The organism is Bacillus sp. NPDC094064, assembly GCF_050279585.1.
Taxonomy (GTDB): Bacteria; Bacillota; Bacilli; order Bacillales; family Bacillaceae_G; genus Bacillus_A.
The window spans coordinates 130,853-147,695 of record NZ_JBNNUI010000010.1 but is presented as its reverse complement, the minus strand read 5'-3'; the positions used below and the strand labels follow the sequence as shown (position 1 = coordinate 147,695).

General features: G+C 35.9%; 17 protein-coding genes. 11 read left to right on the top strand and 6 right to left on the bottom strand.

Annotation, left to right across the window (positions count from 1 at the left end; genetic code table 11):
• Positions 1 to 219 precede the first annotated feature (219 nt).
• Complete coding sequence (locus ACQKNI_RS21400) at positions 220 to 1,335, top strand: M20 peptidase aminoacylase family protein (protein ID WP_088231814.1); 1,116 nt, start codon at positions 220 to 222, stop codon at positions 1,333 to 1,335.
• 153 nt (positions 1,336 to 1,488) lie between these two features.
• Positions 1,489 to 2,097: a class I SAM-dependent methyltransferase gene (locus tag ACQKNI_RS21395; protein WP_088231813.1), complete on the top strand. Its 609-nt coding sequence runs from the start codon at positions 1,489 to 1,491 to the stop codon at positions 2,095 to 2,097.
• A gap of 48 nt (positions 2,098 to 2,145) precedes the next feature.
• On the opposite strand, the gene ahpF is transcribed toward ACQKNI_RS21395, so the two are convergent.
• Together ahpF and ahpC are read right to left on the bottom strand one after the other, a co-directional pair.
• Entirely contained in the window at positions 2,146 to 3,672 is a 1,527-nt protein-coding gene (gene ahpF / locus ACQKNI_RS21390; protein ID WP_088231812.1) for an alkyl hydroperoxide reductase subunit F, read from the bottom strand.
• Positions 3,673 to 3,686: 14 nt separating this feature from the next.
• Positions 3,687 to 4,250, bottom strand: a complete 564-nt coding sequence (ahpC, locus tag ACQKNI_RS21385) for an alkyl hydroperoxide reductase subunit C (protein ID WP_000924422.1) — start codon at positions 4,248 to 4,250, stop codon at positions 3,687 to 3,689.
• A gap of 589 nt (positions 4,251 to 4,839) precedes the next feature.
• Here ahpC and mtnK point away from each other — a divergent pair.
• From mtnK to ACQKNI_RS21370, 3 genes are read left to right on the top strand one after another with little or no spacing between them, the layout of a single operon-like run.
• The gene (gene mtnK / locus ACQKNI_RS21380) at positions 4,840 to 6,066 is read left to right on the top strand and encodes an S-methyl-5-thioribose kinase (protein WP_088231811.1); all 1,227 of its coding nucleotides are present in this window, start codon (positions 4,840 to 4,842) and stop codon (positions 6,064 to 6,066) included.
• 12 nt (positions 6,067 to 6,078) lie between these two features.
• Positions 6,079 to 7,122 carry an S-methyl-5-thioribose-1-phosphate isomerase gene (gene mtnA / locus ACQKNI_RS21375; RefSeq protein ID WP_141552083.1) on the top strand — a complete coding sequence of 348 codons (1,044 nt, stop codon included), beginning with the start codon at positions 6,079 to 6,081 and terminating at the stop codon, positions 7,120 to 7,122.
• Between the two features lie 52 nt (positions 7,123 to 7,174).
• Complete coding sequence (locus tag ACQKNI_RS21370) at positions 7,175 to 7,816, top strand: L-fuculose-phosphate aldolase (protein WP_144559833.1); 642 nt, start codon at positions 7,175 to 7,177, stop codon at positions 7,814 to 7,816.
• Positions 7,817 to 7,856: 40 nt separating this feature from the next.
• Here the strand turns inward: ACQKNI_RS21370 and ACQKNI_RS21365 are convergent, their stop codons facing one another.
• The 3 genes from ACQKNI_RS21365 to ACQKNI_RS21355 are packed head-to-tail and all read right to left on the bottom strand — an operon-like array spanning position 7,857 to position 10,867.
• The gene (locus ACQKNI_RS21365) at positions 7,857 to 8,864 is read right to left on the bottom strand and encodes a FecCD family ABC transporter permease (protein ID WP_088231808.1); all 1,008 of its coding nucleotides are present in this window, start codon (positions 8,862 to 8,864) and stop codon (positions 7,857 to 7,859) included.
• The gene (locus ACQKNI_RS21360; RefSeq protein WP_140417429.1) at positions 8,861 to 9,901 is read right to left on the bottom strand and encodes a FecCD family ABC transporter permease; all 1,041 of its coding nucleotides are present in this window, start codon (positions 9,899 to 9,901) and stop codon (positions 8,861 to 8,863) included. The genes ACQKNI_RS21365 and ACQKNI_RS21360 overlap by 4 nt, the downstream gene beginning before the upstream one ends.
• A gap of 48 nt (positions 9,902 to 9,949) precedes the next feature.
• The gene (locus tag ACQKNI_RS21355) at positions 9,950 to 10,867 is read right to left on the bottom strand and encodes an iron-hydroxamate ABC transporter substrate-binding protein (protein WP_088231806.1); all 918 of its coding nucleotides are present in this window, start codon (positions 10,865 to 10,867) and stop codon (positions 9,950 to 9,952) included.
• 332 nt (positions 10,868 to 11,199) lie between these two features.
• On the opposite strand from ACQKNI_RS21355, the gene ACQKNI_RS21350 reads away from it, so the two are divergent.
• Positions 11,200 to 12,249, top strand: coding sequence for an NAD(P)/FAD-dependent oxidoreductase (locus ACQKNI_RS21350; protein WP_088231805.1), 1,050 nt, complete (start codon positions 11,200 to 11,202; stop codon positions 12,247 to 12,249).
• Positions 12,250 to 12,423: 174 nt separating this feature from the next.
• Here the strand turns inward: ACQKNI_RS21350 and ACQKNI_RS21345 are convergent, their stop codons facing one another.
• The gene (locus ACQKNI_RS21345) at positions 12,424 to 12,792 is read right to left on the bottom strand and encodes a hypothetical protein (RefSeq protein WP_088231804.1); all 369 of its coding nucleotides are present in this window, start codon (positions 12,790 to 12,792) and stop codon (positions 12,424 to 12,426) included.
• A 186-nt stretch (positions 12,793 to 12,978) separates the two neighbouring features.
• Between ACQKNI_RS21345 and ACQKNI_RS21340 the strand changes: the two genes are divergently transcribed.
• The 5 genes from ACQKNI_RS21340 to ACQKNI_RS21320 all read left to right on the top strand — a co-directional run bounded on the left by ACQKNI_RS21340 (position 12,979) and on the right by ACQKNI_RS21320 (position 16,776).
• Positions 12,979 to 13,218, top strand: coding sequence for a helix-turn-helix domain-containing protein (locus ACQKNI_RS21340; RefSeq protein ID WP_000993177.1), 240 nt, complete (start codon positions 12,979 to 12,981; stop codon positions 13,216 to 13,218).
• A 235-nt stretch (positions 13,219 to 13,453) separates the two neighbouring features.
• Positions 13,454 to 13,981 (top strand): spore coat protein, encoded by a 528-nt coding sequence (locus ACQKNI_RS21335; RefSeq protein ID WP_088231803.1) that lies wholly within the window; start codon positions 13,454 to 13,456, stop codon positions 13,979 to 13,981.
• 20 nt (positions 13,982 to 14,001) lie between these two features.
• Positions 14,002 to 14,451 carry a spore coat protein gene (locus ACQKNI_RS21330; protein ID WP_088231802.1) on the top strand — a complete coding sequence of 150 codons (450 nt, stop codon included), beginning with the start codon at positions 14,002 to 14,004 and terminating at the stop codon, positions 14,449 to 14,451.
• Between the two features lie 163 nt (positions 14,452 to 14,614).
• Entirely contained in the window at positions 14,615 to 15,283 is a 669-nt protein-coding gene (locus ACQKNI_RS21325; RefSeq protein ID WP_088231801.1) for a DUF2642 domain-containing protein, read from the top strand.
• A gap of 236 nt (positions 15,284 to 15,519) precedes the next feature.
• Positions 15,520 to 16,776 (top strand): S-adenosylmethionine decarboxylase related protein, encoded by a 1,257-nt coding sequence (locus ACQKNI_RS21320; RefSeq protein ID WP_088231800.1) that lies wholly within the window; start codon positions 15,520 to 15,522, stop codon positions 16,774 to 16,776.
• Positions 16,777 to 16,843 lie beyond the last annotated feature (67 nt).

The window sequence follows — 16,843 nt, the reverse complement described above, 5'->3', positions numbered from 1 at the left end:
AATAACTAAAAACATATGTAAGCGTCAACAAAAAACAGAAAATAAGGAATCTTCTAGTTGTTTATTTAGTTTGTAATATAGATACGGAGTAAGGTTTTTAAGTGTTTAAAAATAAGTAATTGACTTTTTTCTTAAAATTCAATATGTTCATAAAAACATCTGTTTTTCATAAGTATAATTAACCTAAGTGGTTTGTAATTTGGGAAGGAGAATGAAACGTTGAAAACATTAGAACTACAAGAGCGTTTAACGGAAATTTTTCAGCATTTACACGAAAACCCTGAAGTCAGTTGGAAAGAGTATGAAACGACAGCGTACATTACTAACTTTTTAAAAGAAGAAGGAATTTCATATAAAATATTTGATGATTGCCCAGGCGTGATTGCTGAAATCGGAAGTGGGAATCCAGTTATCGCGATTCGCGCTGATATGGATGCACTATGGCAAGAAGTAGATGGAGAGTTTAAAGCGAACCATTCATGCGGTCATGATGCTCATATGACGATTGTAATGGGGCTTATTTTGCAATTAAAGAATATGAGATGGGAAAGTGGTACGGTTAGATTTATTTTTCAGCCGGCAGAGGAAAAAGGAAATGGCTCTTTAAAGATGGTAGAGAAGGGCGCTGTGGATGATGCTGATTTCTTATTTGGTGTTCATTTAAGGCCGATTGAAGAACTGCCTTTGAAACAAGCTGCCCCATCTATTCGTCACGGAGCAGCAGGATTTTTAGAGGGAACGATTCATGGGGAAGACGCACATGGTGCAAGACCCCACCAAGGTGTGAATGCGATTGATGTCATTTCCATGATTAATATCGGTTTGAAAAATATATGGTTGCCACCGCAAAGTTCATATTCGGTGAAAATGACGAGGTGCCAAGCTGGTGGTGATAATCTAAATATCATTCCAGGTAACGGTCATTTCAGTTTAGATGTAAGAGCAGAGAGTAATACACTATTACAAGAATTAAAGAAAAAGATAGAGTGTGTAATAGAATCAGCTGCATCGATGGGATCAAAAACTTCATATGAATGGATTGATCTTGCTCCAGGAGCAGAAGTGTCAGAAGAAGCAGAGCGTTATATGCGCAAAGGTATTCTCGCTGTGTATGGAGAAGAGAGATGTACAGGACCGCTCTATACGACAGGAAGCGATGATTTCCATTACTACACAGTGAAAAGACCGCATTTAAAAGCAGTTATGCTTGGACTAGGGGCAAACTTACAACCTGGATTACACCATCCGTATATGAAGTTCGATCATAGTTGTATTATGGATGGCGTAGAAATATTGAAACAAACTGTATTGAAAGTGTTAGAGGACAGGGGCTAGAGAGCTCCTGTTTTTTTTGTAGGAATTTGTCGTTAAGTCGATATATTGAGAAAATCGTCGATATAATTTCACGTACTAATTAATTCACTGAAAAATTCTTCTCCAGTACATGGTGTATAATAATAAGTACCATTTCTTAATAGGAGAAAACCAATGAACGAACAATATTACGATGCTGTACTACATATAAAAACTGTCGGAGAGCAAAAAGGATTTAATAAGTCTATGCACTATCACCGTTATGAACCGACACCGTATAGCGGATTAGATGAGTTATTGAATCAATACGAAATAAAAAGTAGCGACCGAATTGTAGATTTTGGGTGCGGGAAAGGACGATTAAACTTTTACATGCACCATAAGTGTGGTGCTTCAGCAGTTGGAATTGAAATGAATGAAGAGTTTTATAACGAAGCGATGGCTAATCGTGATCGGTATGCACGAAAGGTACGAAACAGTAAATATAAAATTCAATTCCAGTGCTGTTTAGCACAGGAATATGAAATTGATCCATGTGATAACCGATTTTATTTCTTCAATCCATTTTCTGTACAAGTGTTTATGAACGTAGTAAATAACATTTTGCTTTCGGTAGAAGAAGCGGAGAGAGAAGTGGATATCATTCTATATTACCCTTCTGAAGATTATATTTTCTTCTTAGAAAATCAGACTGCGTTTGAGTTGAAGAAGGAAGTAAGGTTGCCGGGTGCTTATGAGAAGAATGGGAATGAGCGGTTTTTAGTTTATACATTAAGGTTATAAAAAAGCAGGTGCCAATGCACCTGCTTTTTTAAACTCACGTCTATATAATTAGTTACGGATTAAGTAATCAAACGCGCCTAAAGCAGCATTTGCACCTGAGCCCATAGAGATGATGATTTGTTTGTACGGATTATTTGTACAGTCACCTGCAGCAAACACTCCTGGTACGTTTGTAGCGCCGTGCTTGTCTGTTACGATTTCACCGCGAGCGCGTTCAACTGTTTCGCCTAACCAGTCTGTGTTTGGCACAAGACCGATTTGTACGAATACACCTTGTAATTCAACGTGATGAACTTCTTCAGTTTCACGATCGATGTAAGAAATACCGTTTACTTTGTCAGTACCAGTAATTTCTTTCGTTTGAACGTTTTTCAGAACAGTTACGTTTGGTAAGCTGTTAAGACGCTCTTGTAATACAGCATCAGCTTTTAATTCTGGCATGAACTCAAGAACAGTTACGTGCTTAACGATACCCGCTAAGTCGATAGCTGCTTCGATACCAGAGTTACCGCCGCCGATAACTGCTACGTCTTTTCCAGTGAATAATGGACCGTCACAGTGTGGGCAGTATGCTACACCTTTATTTTTGAACTCAGCTTCACCTGGTACGCCAACGTTACGCCAGCGAGCACCTGTTGAAACGATTACGCTCTTACTTTTCAGAATAGCGCCGTTTTCAAGTTCCACTTCAATAAGTTCTTTTTTCTCTAAACGTTTCGCACGTTGTAGATTCATTACATCGATGTCGTATTCTTTTACGTGCTCTTCAAGACTTGCTACTAGCTTAGGACCTTCAGTGCGTTTTACGCTGATGAAGTTCTCAATGCCCATAGTATCCATTACTTGACCACCGAAGCGCTCAGCAACGATACCAGTACGGATGCCTTTACGTGCTGCATAAATTGCTGCACTTGCACCAGCAGGGCCGCCACCAACAACAAGAACATCGTATGGATCTTTATCAGAAAGCTCTGATGCATCTGGACCGTTACCCATTTTAGCTAAAATTTCTTCAAGTGTCATACGACCGCTTCCGAAAGATTCGCCGTTTAGGTAAACAGTTGGTACCGCCATGATGTCTTTACTTTCTACTTCCTCTTTGAATGCCGCGCCATCAATCATAGTATGTGTAATACTAGAGTTTAGAACGCTCATTACGTTAAGAGCTTGTACAACATCAGGACAGTTATGACAACTTAGGCTGATATAAGATTCAAAATGATATTCGCCTTGAATGTTTTTGATTTGATCGATTAATTTTTGTTCAACTTTTGGAGCACGTCCGCTAACTTGTAGTAAAGCTAACACTAATGAAGTAAATTCGTGTCCTAATGGAATACCAGCGAATACGACACCAGTGTCTTCGCCAGGGCGATTTACGCTAAAGCTTGGTGTTCTCTCTAGTTCAACTTTTTCTACTGTGATCTTAGATGACATAGTAGCTAATTCATCTACTAGAGCTAACATATCTTTAGATACGTTATCGTCTCCTGCGCTTACTTTAAGTAAAATATCGTTCTCCATTAACTGAAGGTATTGGGATAGTTGTGTTTTTATATCTGCATCTAGTATCATTTTGATCGAACTCCTTAGATTTTGCCTACAAGGTCAAGGCTTGGTTTAAGTGTAGCAGAACCCTCTTGCCATTTAGCTGGGCAAACTTCACCTGGGTTGTTACGTACGTATTGAGCTGCTTTAATTTTGTTAACAAGAATGCTTGCGTCACGGCCGATACCGTCAGCATTGATTTCCATAGATTGGATAACGCCGTCTGGATCGATGATGAAAGTACCACGAGCAGCAAGACCTTCTTCTTCCATTAAAACGTTGAAGTTTGTAGTGATTGTGCGAGTTGGGTCACCAATCATGATGTACTCGATTTTGCCGATAGTTTCTGAGCTATCATGCCATGCTTTGTGAGTGAAGTGAGTGTCTGTAGATACAGAGTATACTTCAACGCCTAACTCTTTAAGAGTTGCATATTGGTTTTGTAAGTCTTCAAGTTCAGTTGGACAAACGAATGTGAAGTCAGCTGGATAGAAACAAACTACACTCCATTTTCCTTTTAAACTTTCGTCAGTAACTTGGATAAATTCTCCATTATGGTAAGCATTAGCTTTAAACGGTTTTACTTCTGTGCCGATTAATAACATATTAAAATTCCTCCTAAATGTTGGTTTTGAGCATCAAAAAATAGTTTGCTCATAAAATATATTTTTTAATTAACTATAATAATTCTAATTCGATATTAATTATCATATAGAAGTGGTTATTTTGTCAAGAGAATAAACCAACTTTATACCAATTTAATTAATATTTATTCTCAATTAAAGCTAGTAGGGAATGGAAAGGTAATTTTTAGAGTATTCATTGTAAGATAGTAGGTGAAAGATTAGTGTGTAGTTTAGAGATATAGTGTAAGTATAAATTCTTAGGCAGGGAATATTTCTTAGAAGTTGTGGAATTGAAAAGCAACTGCTTACTTCTATTTTACAAAGAATTGAGCGATAAATAAAATAAAATGAATTGGAATCTTTGTGAACAATTTTTGTTACCTCAAATATATAATTAAGAAGTATATTGCAATGATAATTAGAAGCATTGACTCAAGGTACTAACAAGATATAATAAAACCCAGATATACCTTTCAAAAAGAAGAATATATATTATAGGATAAAACATTTCATCTATTATTTTTTATAGCTTTTAGAAAACGCTTACAACTAGTGTGGAGGGGAAACCATGTCTAAGTTCACGAAGTATTTTTTAATGGAAGCTAAAGATGTGATTGTATATGTGCAGGAGAAATTGTCTAATTTTGAACATGCAAAGGGGTTACAGTGTAAAGAAATAGGTGATGGCAATTTAAATTATGTGTTCCGTGTTTGGGATGAAAAGGAGAATATTTCCGTCATTGTAAAGCAGGCTGGGGATACAGCACGTATTTCAGATGAGTTTAAGTTATCGACGAATCGTATTCGTATAGAATCAGATGTTTTACAGTTAGAGGAAGAGTTAGCGTCTGGACTTGTTCCAAGGGTGTATTTATTTGATAGTGTGATGAATTGCTGCGCGATGGAAGATTTATCGGATCATACAATATTACGTACAGCACTTATAAATCATCAAATATTTCCGAGGCTTGCTGACGATTTAACTACTTTTATGGTACATACGCTTCTATTAACATCGGATGTTGTAATGAATCATAAAGAGAAGAAGGAACTTGTGAAGAGTTATATAAATCCTGAGTTATGTGAAATTACAGAGGATCTCGTATATTCAGAGCCATTTACAAACCATAATAAACGTAATGAGTTATTTCCGTTAAATGATGGATGGATTAGAGAGCATATTTATAGTGATAAAGAGCTTCGTATGGAAGTTGCGAAACTTAAATTTTCTTTTATGACGAATGCGCAGTCGCTTATTCACGGTGATTTGCATACCGGTTCTGTTTTTGTGAAAAGTGATTCTACAAAGGTGATTGATCCTGAGTTTGCTTTTTATGGACCTATGGGATATGACGTTGGGAATGTAATGGCGAATTTAATGTTCGCTTGGGTGAACGCAGATGCAACGATGTCGCCTGGTGCTGAGAAAGATACGTATATGGATTGGCTACAAACTACAATGATAGAGGTAATTGATTTATTTAAGAAGAAGTTTTTAGACGCTTGGGATATTCATGTGACAGAGATTATGGCGAAGGAAGAAGGTTTTAACGAAGTTTATTTGCAATCTGTATTAGAGGATACAGCTGCAGTGACAGGTCTTGAGTTAATTCGTCGTATTGTTGGATTAGCGAAAGTAAAGGATATTACTTGTATTGAGAATGATGAAGCACGTGCTAGAGCGGAGCGAATTTGTCTTCAGAGCGCGAAGAAATTTATTTTACAAGCGAATCAATATAAAACAGGTAGTAGTTTTGTAGAAACGCTAAAACAACAAATGCATAGTGCGAAGTAAGGGGAGAAGATGATGGCAGAGCAATTAATACCCATTCAGTGGAAAGATGATGCTTTAGTGTTATTAGATCAAACAGTATTACCGAACGAAGTAGTTTATGAATCTTTTAAAACGGCTGAGGGTGTGTGGGATGCAATTCAAGTAATGAAAGTAAGAGGAGCACCAGCAATAGGTGTTTCAGCAGCTTACGGTGTGTACTTAGGGGTAAAGGAAATTACTACAAGTACAGTGGAAGAGTTTATAGAAGAAGTAAAAAAGGTATGTGCATATTTAGCGACATCAAGACCGACGGCGGTAAATTTATTTTGGGCACTTGAAAGAATGGAAAGTGTAGCGAAAAAAAATGCTCACTTATCAATCTCGCAGCTGAAAGATAGATTAGTAGAAGAGGCGAAAGAGATTCATAGAGAAGATGAAGAAATTAACCGTCAAATTGGAGAACACGCATTAACATTATTCCATGATGGCATGGGAGTATTAACACATTGTAATGCAGGTGCTTTAGCGACGACTAAGTATGGTACGGCGACAGCCCCAATGTACTTAGCGAAAGAAAAAGGATGGGACTTAAAAATCTTTTCGGATGAAACACGCCCTAGATTACAAGGTTCAACGTTAACAGCATTAGAACTGCAGCGAGCGGGAATCGATGTCACTATCATTACGGATAATATGGCAGCTATGGTCATGTCACAAGGGAAAATTGATGCGGTAATCGTTGGATGTGATCGTGTAGCAGCAAACGGTGATGTAGCAAATAAAATTGGAACATTAGGCGTATCTATTTTAGCTAAATACTACAACATTCCATTTTATGTAGCAGCACCAACACCAACAATTGATTTACAAACACCGACAGGAAAAGAAATTCCAATTGAAGAAAGAGATGCTTCTGAAGTGATTAATCGTTTCGGACAATATTCGGCTCCGAAAGAAAGTAAAGTATATAATCCGGCATTTGATGTTACGCCATATGAAAATGTAACAGCGATTATTACGGAAAAAGGAATTGTAAAAGCACCGTTTACGGAGAACTTAAAAAAGCTATTTCAATAAGTAGATAAATCTAAAGTCAGTCATCATAAGCTTCATACTTAGGGGGATGTATATGTTATTACAAAAAGAAAGAGAAGAAATTGTAGCGTACGGAAAGAAAATGATTTCTAGCGGTTTAACAAAGGGGACAGGCGGTAACATTAGTATTTTCAATCGTGAACAAGGTCTTGTTGCAATTAGCCCGAGTGGTTTAGAGTATTATGAAACAACACCAGAAGATGTAGTTGTATTAAATTTAGATGGTGAAGTGATAGAAGGGGAGAGAAAACCGTCAAGTGAATTAGATATGCATCTTATTTATTATAGAAATCGTGAAGACATAAATGCGCTTGTGCATACACACTCACCTTATGCGAAGACGATTGCATCATTGGGATGGGAACTTCCTGCTGTGTCATATTTAATTGCTTTTGCAGGCCCGAATGTCCGCTGTGCGCCATATGAAACATTTGGTACGAAGCAATTAGCAGAGGCTGCCTTTGAAGGTATGATCGATCGTCGTGCCGTGTTGCTTGCCAATCACGGTTTAATTGCTGGTGCAAATAATATAAAAATGGCGTTTACTGTTGCAGAAGAGATTGAGTTCTGTGCGCAAATTTATTATCAAACGAAAAGCATCGGAGAACCGAAGCTTTTGCCAGAAGATGAGATGGAGAATTTGGCGAAGAAGTTTGAAGGGTATGGACAGCAGTAGCATAAAAACACCCTCAAGAAAAGATCTTGAGGGTGTTTCTTTACGCTTTCTTAAGCAACAAATACATAAAGTAAGGTGCACCAATTAAAGCGACGACAATACCTGCTGGAATACCATTAGGTTCAACGATGTTTCGACCAATTGTGTCTGCCAATAGTAATAGCCATCCACCTATTAATACGGCGATTGGCATGAAGATTTGATGTCTTGGACCTACTAAAGATTTTGCGATGTGCGGAGCCATTAGTCCGATAAAGCTAATTCCTCCTGTTACGGAAACTGCTGCAGCTGCTAGCGCAACGGCTGCAATTAATAAGTATCTGCGTTCTTTTTCAATTTCAATTCCAACGCCGATTGCGACTGGTTCGTTTAATGCTAGAATGTTTAATCGATTTGCTTTATAGAAAACAAACGGAATTAATACGATTAACCATGGGAGCATTGCGAAAACGAAGATCCAGTCATCTCCCCAAATATTCCCAGCTATCCATTTTGAAATAAAGTCTACCTTCATACGATCAGCAGATGAAATAAGGACGATCATCGCTCCAGATAGTGCAAATGAAAACCCGATACCGGTTAATGTTAATCGTATTGGTTGAAGCCCTGTTGATTTACTATATGAAAATACGTAAATTAGAACAGCAGTAAGGAAAGCACCGATAAACCCAACGACTGGTAGTAAGTAAAGAAATGAACCTACGTCAATTGGAAAATATAAAAAGAAGATGGAAACTGCAACACCAGCTCCAGCGTTGATTCCAAGAATACCAGGTTCAGCTAAATCGTTACGTGTAATACCTTGCAGGATAGCACCAGATAAAGCGAGCGCCATACCAGCTAATAATGTAATGACAATTCTAGGTAGTCGTAAAGAATATAAAACAAACTCCTCTTTAAATGTACCTTGTCCCATTAGTGTTGGGAGTAATCGATCATAAGATAAAGATGCTGAACCGAGCCCCATTCCAACTACAATGGTTGTAATGGTCAGTATAAGTAAAGCGAGTATGATAATACGTTGTTTTCTTAGAATAGATTGCATCATGAGAAAGTTCTTCCTCCTTTACGTACGATGAATAGGAAGAATGGTAATCCTACAATAGCGACAATTGCCGCAACTGGTGTTTCGTACGGAGCGTTAATGGTACGCCCGATTGTATCGGCAAGTAACATAAAGGATGCACCAGCAATTGCTGACATCGGTATAACAAAGCGGTAATCGGGACCGACAATAGGACGTACCATATGAGGCACCATTAATCCGATAAATGCCATGTTTCCGACAAGCGCTACAGACGCACCAGCAAGTAAGATAATAATGATAAATAAAATTGTTTTAATGACGATAATTTTTTGACCAAGTCCAATAGCAACTTCTTCACTGAAACTAAGGACTGTCAACTTTTTTGCAAGTAAGATAGCGATAAATATACTGATTGAAATAACGGGGATAATAATTTTTAATTGGCTCCAAGTCGTTCCAATTACTCCCCCGGCAGTCCAAAGTGATACCTCTTGTGAAATTTTGAAGTAAATGCCGACTCCTTCTGAAATTGCGAGTAGAAATGCTGAAACAGCAGCACCAGCTAATACAATTCGAAGGGGAGAAAGCCCACCTTTTTTCACCATGCCAACCCCGAATACCATAATAGCGCCAATTGCAGCACCGATAAAGCAAGCTAACGTTAAGTACAGATAGCTGATGGAAGGGTTGAAAGCAAGTGTTAGTGCAAGTGCAGCATTTGCGCCACCAGTTAAGCCGAGTAATCCAGGATCAGCAAGAGGATTTCGCGTTAATCCTTGCATAATTGCACCAGAAACAGCGAGTCCAGCTCCGACAAATATGGCAGCAACTTCACGTGGTAAACGTATTTCACGAATAATAGATACTTTGTCTCCTTTAGCGGAGGAAGTAAGTGCTAACCATACATCTTTTATAGAAGTATCTGCAGCACCTAATACCATTGCAACCATAAAAATAAGGAAGAATGCAATTATGCTTAAAATGAGTTTGTATGTAAAAGCCATGGAATGTGGAGTGCCGTGATCTTTTGTCATTCGTTTCACATCTTTTCTGTTTATAGAATAAAGGAAGAGGAATTCTTAAATTAAGAATTCCTCATGTTTGTATTATTGACCAAGAAAGCTCTTCTTGAAGAAGTCTAGTTGGAAATCTAATGTAAGTGGATCATTGAAATAGAATTCCATCATGTTTGCTTCATATACACGATTATTTTTTACTGCTGGAATGTTTTTATATGATTCTGTTTCTTGGAATGAGTTATCAGTATCTTTGTTTTTACTTACGATTAAGTAATCACCAGCAAACTCAGGTAATACCTCAGTAGATAATGCGTAGTAACCTTCTTTTAATGCTTTTTCTTTTACTTTTTCAGGCATTTTTAATTTCATTTCTTGGTACAGAATTTCTGTTCCACGACCCCAGTTATCGCCGTATACATAAAGCTGTTTGTTGAAGTTTTCTACAACAGAAACTGTTGCATCTTCACCGATTTTTGCTTTAATTTCTTTACCAGCTGCATCTGCACGTTTCTTGAAATCATCTACCCAAGTTTTTGCTTCTTTTTCTTTGTTTAATAATTTACCAATTTCAATATGTTGTGTTAAGTAATCAACTTTTCCGTAAGTGTATGTTACAGTAGGAGCGATTTTCTTTAACTTATCGATATTTTTAACATTGGATAAACCAATGATTAAATCTGGATTTAGTTCAGCAATTTTTTCAATATTTTCATCTGATACTTCAGCAACATCTTTAAGTTTACTATCAAAACGTGGGTTTTGTTTAGACCATGAATCTACCCCAACAAGATTTACACCTAATGACATTACGTTACCAGCAAATGATGATAAAACAACAACGCGTTTTGGATTTGCAGGAACTTCTACTTTACCACTTTCAGATTGGTATGTAATTGTTTCTGATTTACTACCTTTTGCATCGTTCTTTTTGTCTGTAGAGCCATTGCTACAAGCACTCATAACAAGAACGAAAAGAACTGTTAGTGAAATAAATAACTTTTTCATCGTCTTTCTCCTTTAACATAGATGATATGTGTATGCAATAATTTGTTTAACTGTAATCTTTTTGAAAGAGTAGTGGTAATGCACATTGCTTGTTAAAAATCTTGAATATGAGATTCTACAATATAGTATTAACCATGTTAATAAAAGAAGATGTAATCTTAAATTTTCTAATTATTAACAAAATGATAATGATTATCAATATTGATTCTTTAAATAATATAATTTTATATGGGTGTATTGTCAATAGTAATTTTGATTGTAAATTTTGCGGAAACAGGTTATATTTTATTGAGAATGATAATCAACAACTAGTAGCTGAGGAGTGAAGGTGAATGAATAGAGAAGAATTGTTTGATGTAACCGTGATAGGCGGGGGACCTGCAGGGCTTTATTCAGCTTTTTATAGTGGACTCAGAGAAATGAAAACGAAAATAATAGAATTTCAACCACAGTTAGGTGGAAAAATACATGTTTATCCAGAGAAGATGATTTGGGATGTAGGAGGGCTATTGCCAGTTACAGGTGATAAATTAATTGAACAACTTGTACAGCAAGGGCTAACATTTAAACCAGAAGTTGTTTTAAATACAAAAGTAGAATCGATTATTCGTAATGAAGATGGTACTTTTACGCTAAAAGCAAGCACTGGAGAAGAACATTTTTCAAAAACAGTTATTGTTGCAACTGGCAGTGGTATATTGAAACCGCAAAAGTTATCAATTGAGGGTGCTGAGCGATTTGAAGTATCAAATTTAAATTATACAGTTAAATCTTTAAAACGTTTCAAAGATAAAACGATTATTATTTCCGGTGGAGGAAATTCAGCTGTTGATTGGGCAAATGAATTAGAGCCAATCGCGAAAAAAGTGTATGTAACATATAGAAAAGAAGAATTATCTGGTCATGAAGCACAAGTAAAACAACTAATGAACAGTTCAGCGGAGTGTTTCTTTAATACATCGATTACAAAATTAATTGCGGGTGATAACCATGAAGCGATTGAATATGTAGAGTTAACGAATCATGAGACAGGTGACGTTTCTCACTTACCTATTGATGAAGTTATTATTAATCATGGATATGAACGTGACATTACATTATTAGAAAATAGTGAGTTAGATGTTGCGATTATAGATAACTTTTATATTGCAGGGAATGCAAATAGTGAGTCCTCAGTAGATGGATTATATGCTGCTGGAGATATTTTAAAGCATGACGGAAAATTACATCTAATTGCAGGAGCATTCCAAGATGCTGGAAATGCCGTGAATAAAGCGAAACAATTTATTCAACCAGATGCAAGCGAGTACGGAATGGTTTCTTCTCATAATGAAGTATTTAAGAAGAAAAATCGTGAATTGATTAAGCAGATGATGAAATAATAAAGGAACAAGGATACCCCCACTTACTTCTCTATTCGAATGACGAGAGATGTAAGTGGGGGTTTTCCTGTTAACTATATTTTCAATCATTATAATAACACCGGTTTCATCAGTTCATGTGATATGAACAGTTTATTTGTAATCGCTCTAGAAAACAATGAATCTGGGTTTGTTTTATGCAGTCCCTTTTGCCTGTTCATTAGGAAATGGCATATTTAGTATAGAAGCGATGTATTGTTTTCCATGCACTCGAGCTAATGATTCTAATATTTGACGAACGCGTTTTGTAAGATGTCCTTGTTTTTTTATAGCCTCACAATATGCGTCATAGAAAGCGTATTTAGCCCAAAGGAAATCATCTTGTTGGAATAAGAAATGATTTTTGTACCATTCACTAATTGTACGGTAACAATTGTTTTCATGTATTGCTGTGCTTTGAGAAAGAATACGATCAGATAAAGATGTAGTTAAATGAGAAATTGTGTTTTCTGTTTCAACTTGTAATGTTTTTTCTAACATTGTAATGATGTGACGAGTAGCCATATGTTAACTCTCCTTTGTGTAAATGGGTAATACCATTCTATATTTTAAAAAATTCTTACTATTGTTATTATACAATATATGGAATGCATCTACCTGCTTTTTAAAGTGTATTTACAAAATCTTTTTTATTTGTTTACAAAAATAAGGTAAAGTAAGATACAGTATATATGAAAAAATAATAAAGGAATGAACGCATTGTATATAACGGTAGAAGAGGCTGCGGAGTATTTGAATTTACCAAAATCGTATATTGAGGAGTTAATTCAGCAAAAAAAAGTTCGTGCGCTATTCGATGGAGAACAATATTTATTAAATAAAGAACAATTCAATACACATTTGGAACAAATGGAGAAATATAAACAATTAGTGGAAGAAATATTAAACGAACCAATTCCAGAAGATATGGATGTTAAAGACGAGGACTAAACGTTGGGAAATCCCGTATGAAGTATACAGAAATGTACCTTCATACGGGATTTTTTTGTCTAAAGCTATCAAAAGCCCAAAGAGCCCTCGGCGTTCCATGAAATTTTGATAGGTAGTAGTCTACCAGGTTAAAAGCATATTTTTTTCTAGCTAGGACAAACATAGAGAACGTAACCTGTACAGATACATATACTATCAGTGCAAAAGCTTATAAATTAATGGAAGGGGTTTTCTCGTGAGTTTATTTCATTGGGATTTTTTGAAAGACTTAATTGGATCTTATGTAAGAGTAAACAGAGGTGGACCAGAATCTCAAAAAGGAACAATAGTATCATTAGGTGCGGACTACTTCGGATTAGAGAATGAAAAAGGAGAGAGCCATTACTATCAACTTCGCCATCTGAAAAGCATTACCCAAAATACGAAAGATGGCGGAATAGGTGATTTTGAATGGGCGGAAGAAGACATTGCAGAAGACTTTGAAACGTTACTTCAAAGCTTCAAATACCGCTGGGTGAAAATTAACCGTGGTGGGCCAGAGAAAATTGAAGGTATTTTACAAGATGTTTCTGGCGGTTATGTAACATTGATTATTAAAGAAGAAGTTGTATTAATTGCACTATCTCATATTAAGAGTGTTAATTATAATGCACCAGTAAGTGGAGAGAGTGATGAGAGTAGCGATGAGAGTAGCAATGAGAAAAGTAATGAAAACAGCAATAATTCAGGTCGTGCTCGTGCACAAAGACAATCAAGAAGATAATACGAAGGGAGGGTACGAACTTGGAGAGTGTATTATGCTGTGACCAAATTAAACATTTAGTTGGTGAGAATGTAAAAGTAAATCTCCGCGGGCCAGAAAGTAGAGTAGGCGTGCTCGTATCGTTAGGAGAAAATTACCTTACACTACAATTACCTCATGGGGAATTAGTATACTATCAGCTGAAACATGTAAAGAGTCTAGTTAAGAAGGTAAAAGAAAGTAAAAGTAGCGATTGCTACAGCTCATACTTCTGCTCGGATGAGGATACTTTTATTGATGTATTACGCGAATTGAAATATAAGTGGGTAAAGATTAATCGTGGCGGTCCAGAGTGTGTGGAAGGTTTATTAAGTGATATACATGATGGAAATATTACACTAGTAAACGGTCATGAGGTTATTTATGTAATTCATTCCCACGTGAAGAGTGTGAGTCAAATAGTTAAGAACAAAAAGAATGAAGAAGAATAATGTTTAATAAATAAGAGGGGCATTATGGTTGAAAGTGAAGAACGATTTCTTATTTCAGATAGTGTGAAAAGGAATTCCTTACTATTAAGACAGAACATTGCCCCTGATTATTTTTTTGAATTGAAAAACAGGAAAATAGAAATTCATAGGAAGGAGGATATAGATGAATGAGTTAAACAAAAGTATTGGAGAAAATATATATGTTAAATTAATCGGTGAACAGAGATTTAAAGGCGTATTAATTGATGTAGGAAATGATATCGTTGTTCTTTACAATGGACAAGACTATGTATATATATCTTTATACCATGTCCAATATTATAAATTTTTAAGAGGACACAATGAAGAAATATTAAAGCCTGATGTGGATTCTGTAATTAAGAGGGAATCTCCTTCAATTTCTTTGAGAAAAGTATTAAGCACCTCTAAAGGGATTTTTACAGAAGTTTATGTAGCAGGAAATGCTCCAATACATGGGTATGTAACAAGTGTAATGAACGATTATATTGTTTTTTATAGTCCAGTTTATAAAACTGTATATATATCTTTAAAGCACTTAAAATGGTTAATTCCGTATAAAGAAAACCAAGTGCCTTATTCTCTCAATAAAAATGAACTCCCTGTAAATCCGTTAAATATTACGTTAGCTCGAACTTTTGAAGAACAACTTATAAAAATGACTGGGAAAATTATGGTATTCGATTTAGGTGAGGAATCCAATAAAATTGGAAAAATGGCGAAAATTGATGAAGGGCATATTGAAATATTAAAAGCACGCGATGCAAAACTATATGTAAATATGCAACATGTAAAATCTGTCCATTGTCCGTAGGCTAGTTGAAAGGGCTGGCTTTTTCTTTTATATGCAGAAGAAAAGGTCGAGCCTATTTGTTTAGTTAGATTTGAATACGAGGGGAAAAATGAATTGAATATAAATATGTTAGTGTGATTTTTAAAGAGGAAATCTTGTGCTACATCATAAAAATTATGTACGAGATACCTTTTGACGTATTCAATTTATTTTTTGAGGAAGAACTGCTCAACTAATTTACTAAAGGGGTTTTGTTTGTGGAGCAGTTTCCAAATATTACATTGCTTGGTAGTGCTGGTGGAGCAGCAAAGGCAGTTTTATCCATTTTAAATCAAGCGATAGTAAATGAAAAAGATCCAGTTTATGAAGCGATAAAAAAGGTTACATTTCATTTGGTTGATATAAAACAAAAAGATAGGACTTATTATGATGAATTGTTTCCGAATTTGAAAAATCAATTGTTTTTATACGAAATAGACCTTCAGGATGTAGTGAAATTTAAACAACATTTAAAAGAAAAAAGAACGGGTGTTGTTATTGATGTTTCAGGTGCAGATACGATTAGGGTATTAAGCTGTTGTAATGAACTTGGAATCTTTTATATAAATTCAGCTTTGGAAAATGAGGCAGTAGATCAGGACGATAGTTTGCTTGGATTTCAGCTTACAGAAAGATATACGAGGTTTGAGAAGGAGAAAGAAAAATTTACAAATACAAAAGCGATTATAGGATCAGGTATGAATCCAGGTGTTGTGCAATGGATGGTTGTTGAACTCATGAAGGAACGGCCAAATGAAAAGCCGCGTGCATGCTATATTGTAGAACATGATACTTCGTTTTTGAATGATACAGCACTTATAAAGCCGCATACACTCTATGCTTCATGGGCGGTAGAGCGATTTCTAGACGAAGCGATTTGGAGCTATCCGATGTATATGAGTCATCATCGTCCTCTTTATTTTTATGAGGATGTGTATGCTTCAGAGTATAAAGTGAAGTTAGGAGAAAAGGAATTCTATGGTTGTTTAATGCCACATGAAGAAGTATTAATTTTAGGGAAAAATTTCAACATGGAAGTGGGCTTTCTGTACCGAATTAATGAGTATACAACAAATGTAATTAGACAGAACTTAGATAAAGTAGAAGATTTATGGAACTGGAATCGTAAAGTATTTAATCCAGCAGAAGAAGAGGTTGCGGGAGAGGATCTAGTCGGTGTGTTACTCGTTTATGAAAATAGCGAGACATATATGTATAACGTGATGAATAGCAGCCAAGTTTTTCATAAATATAAAACGAATGCAACTTACTTTCAAGTAGGATGCGGAATTTATGCAGGCTTGTGCAGCTTACTTTTAGATCACTTTGAACAAGGTGCTTATTATGTCGAGGAGTTATTATTAAATACAGAAAGTAAGTACGGTGAATATTTAAATTTATATATGAAGGATTTCAGAATAGGGCATAATAATTTTACGGATGGACTGCTACATGATAGGGTAAGATGGATATAAGTTATAATACTAAAAAGGAAGGAGGAAATCTCCTTCCTTTTTAGTATTATAAGGTTACATATTGCTC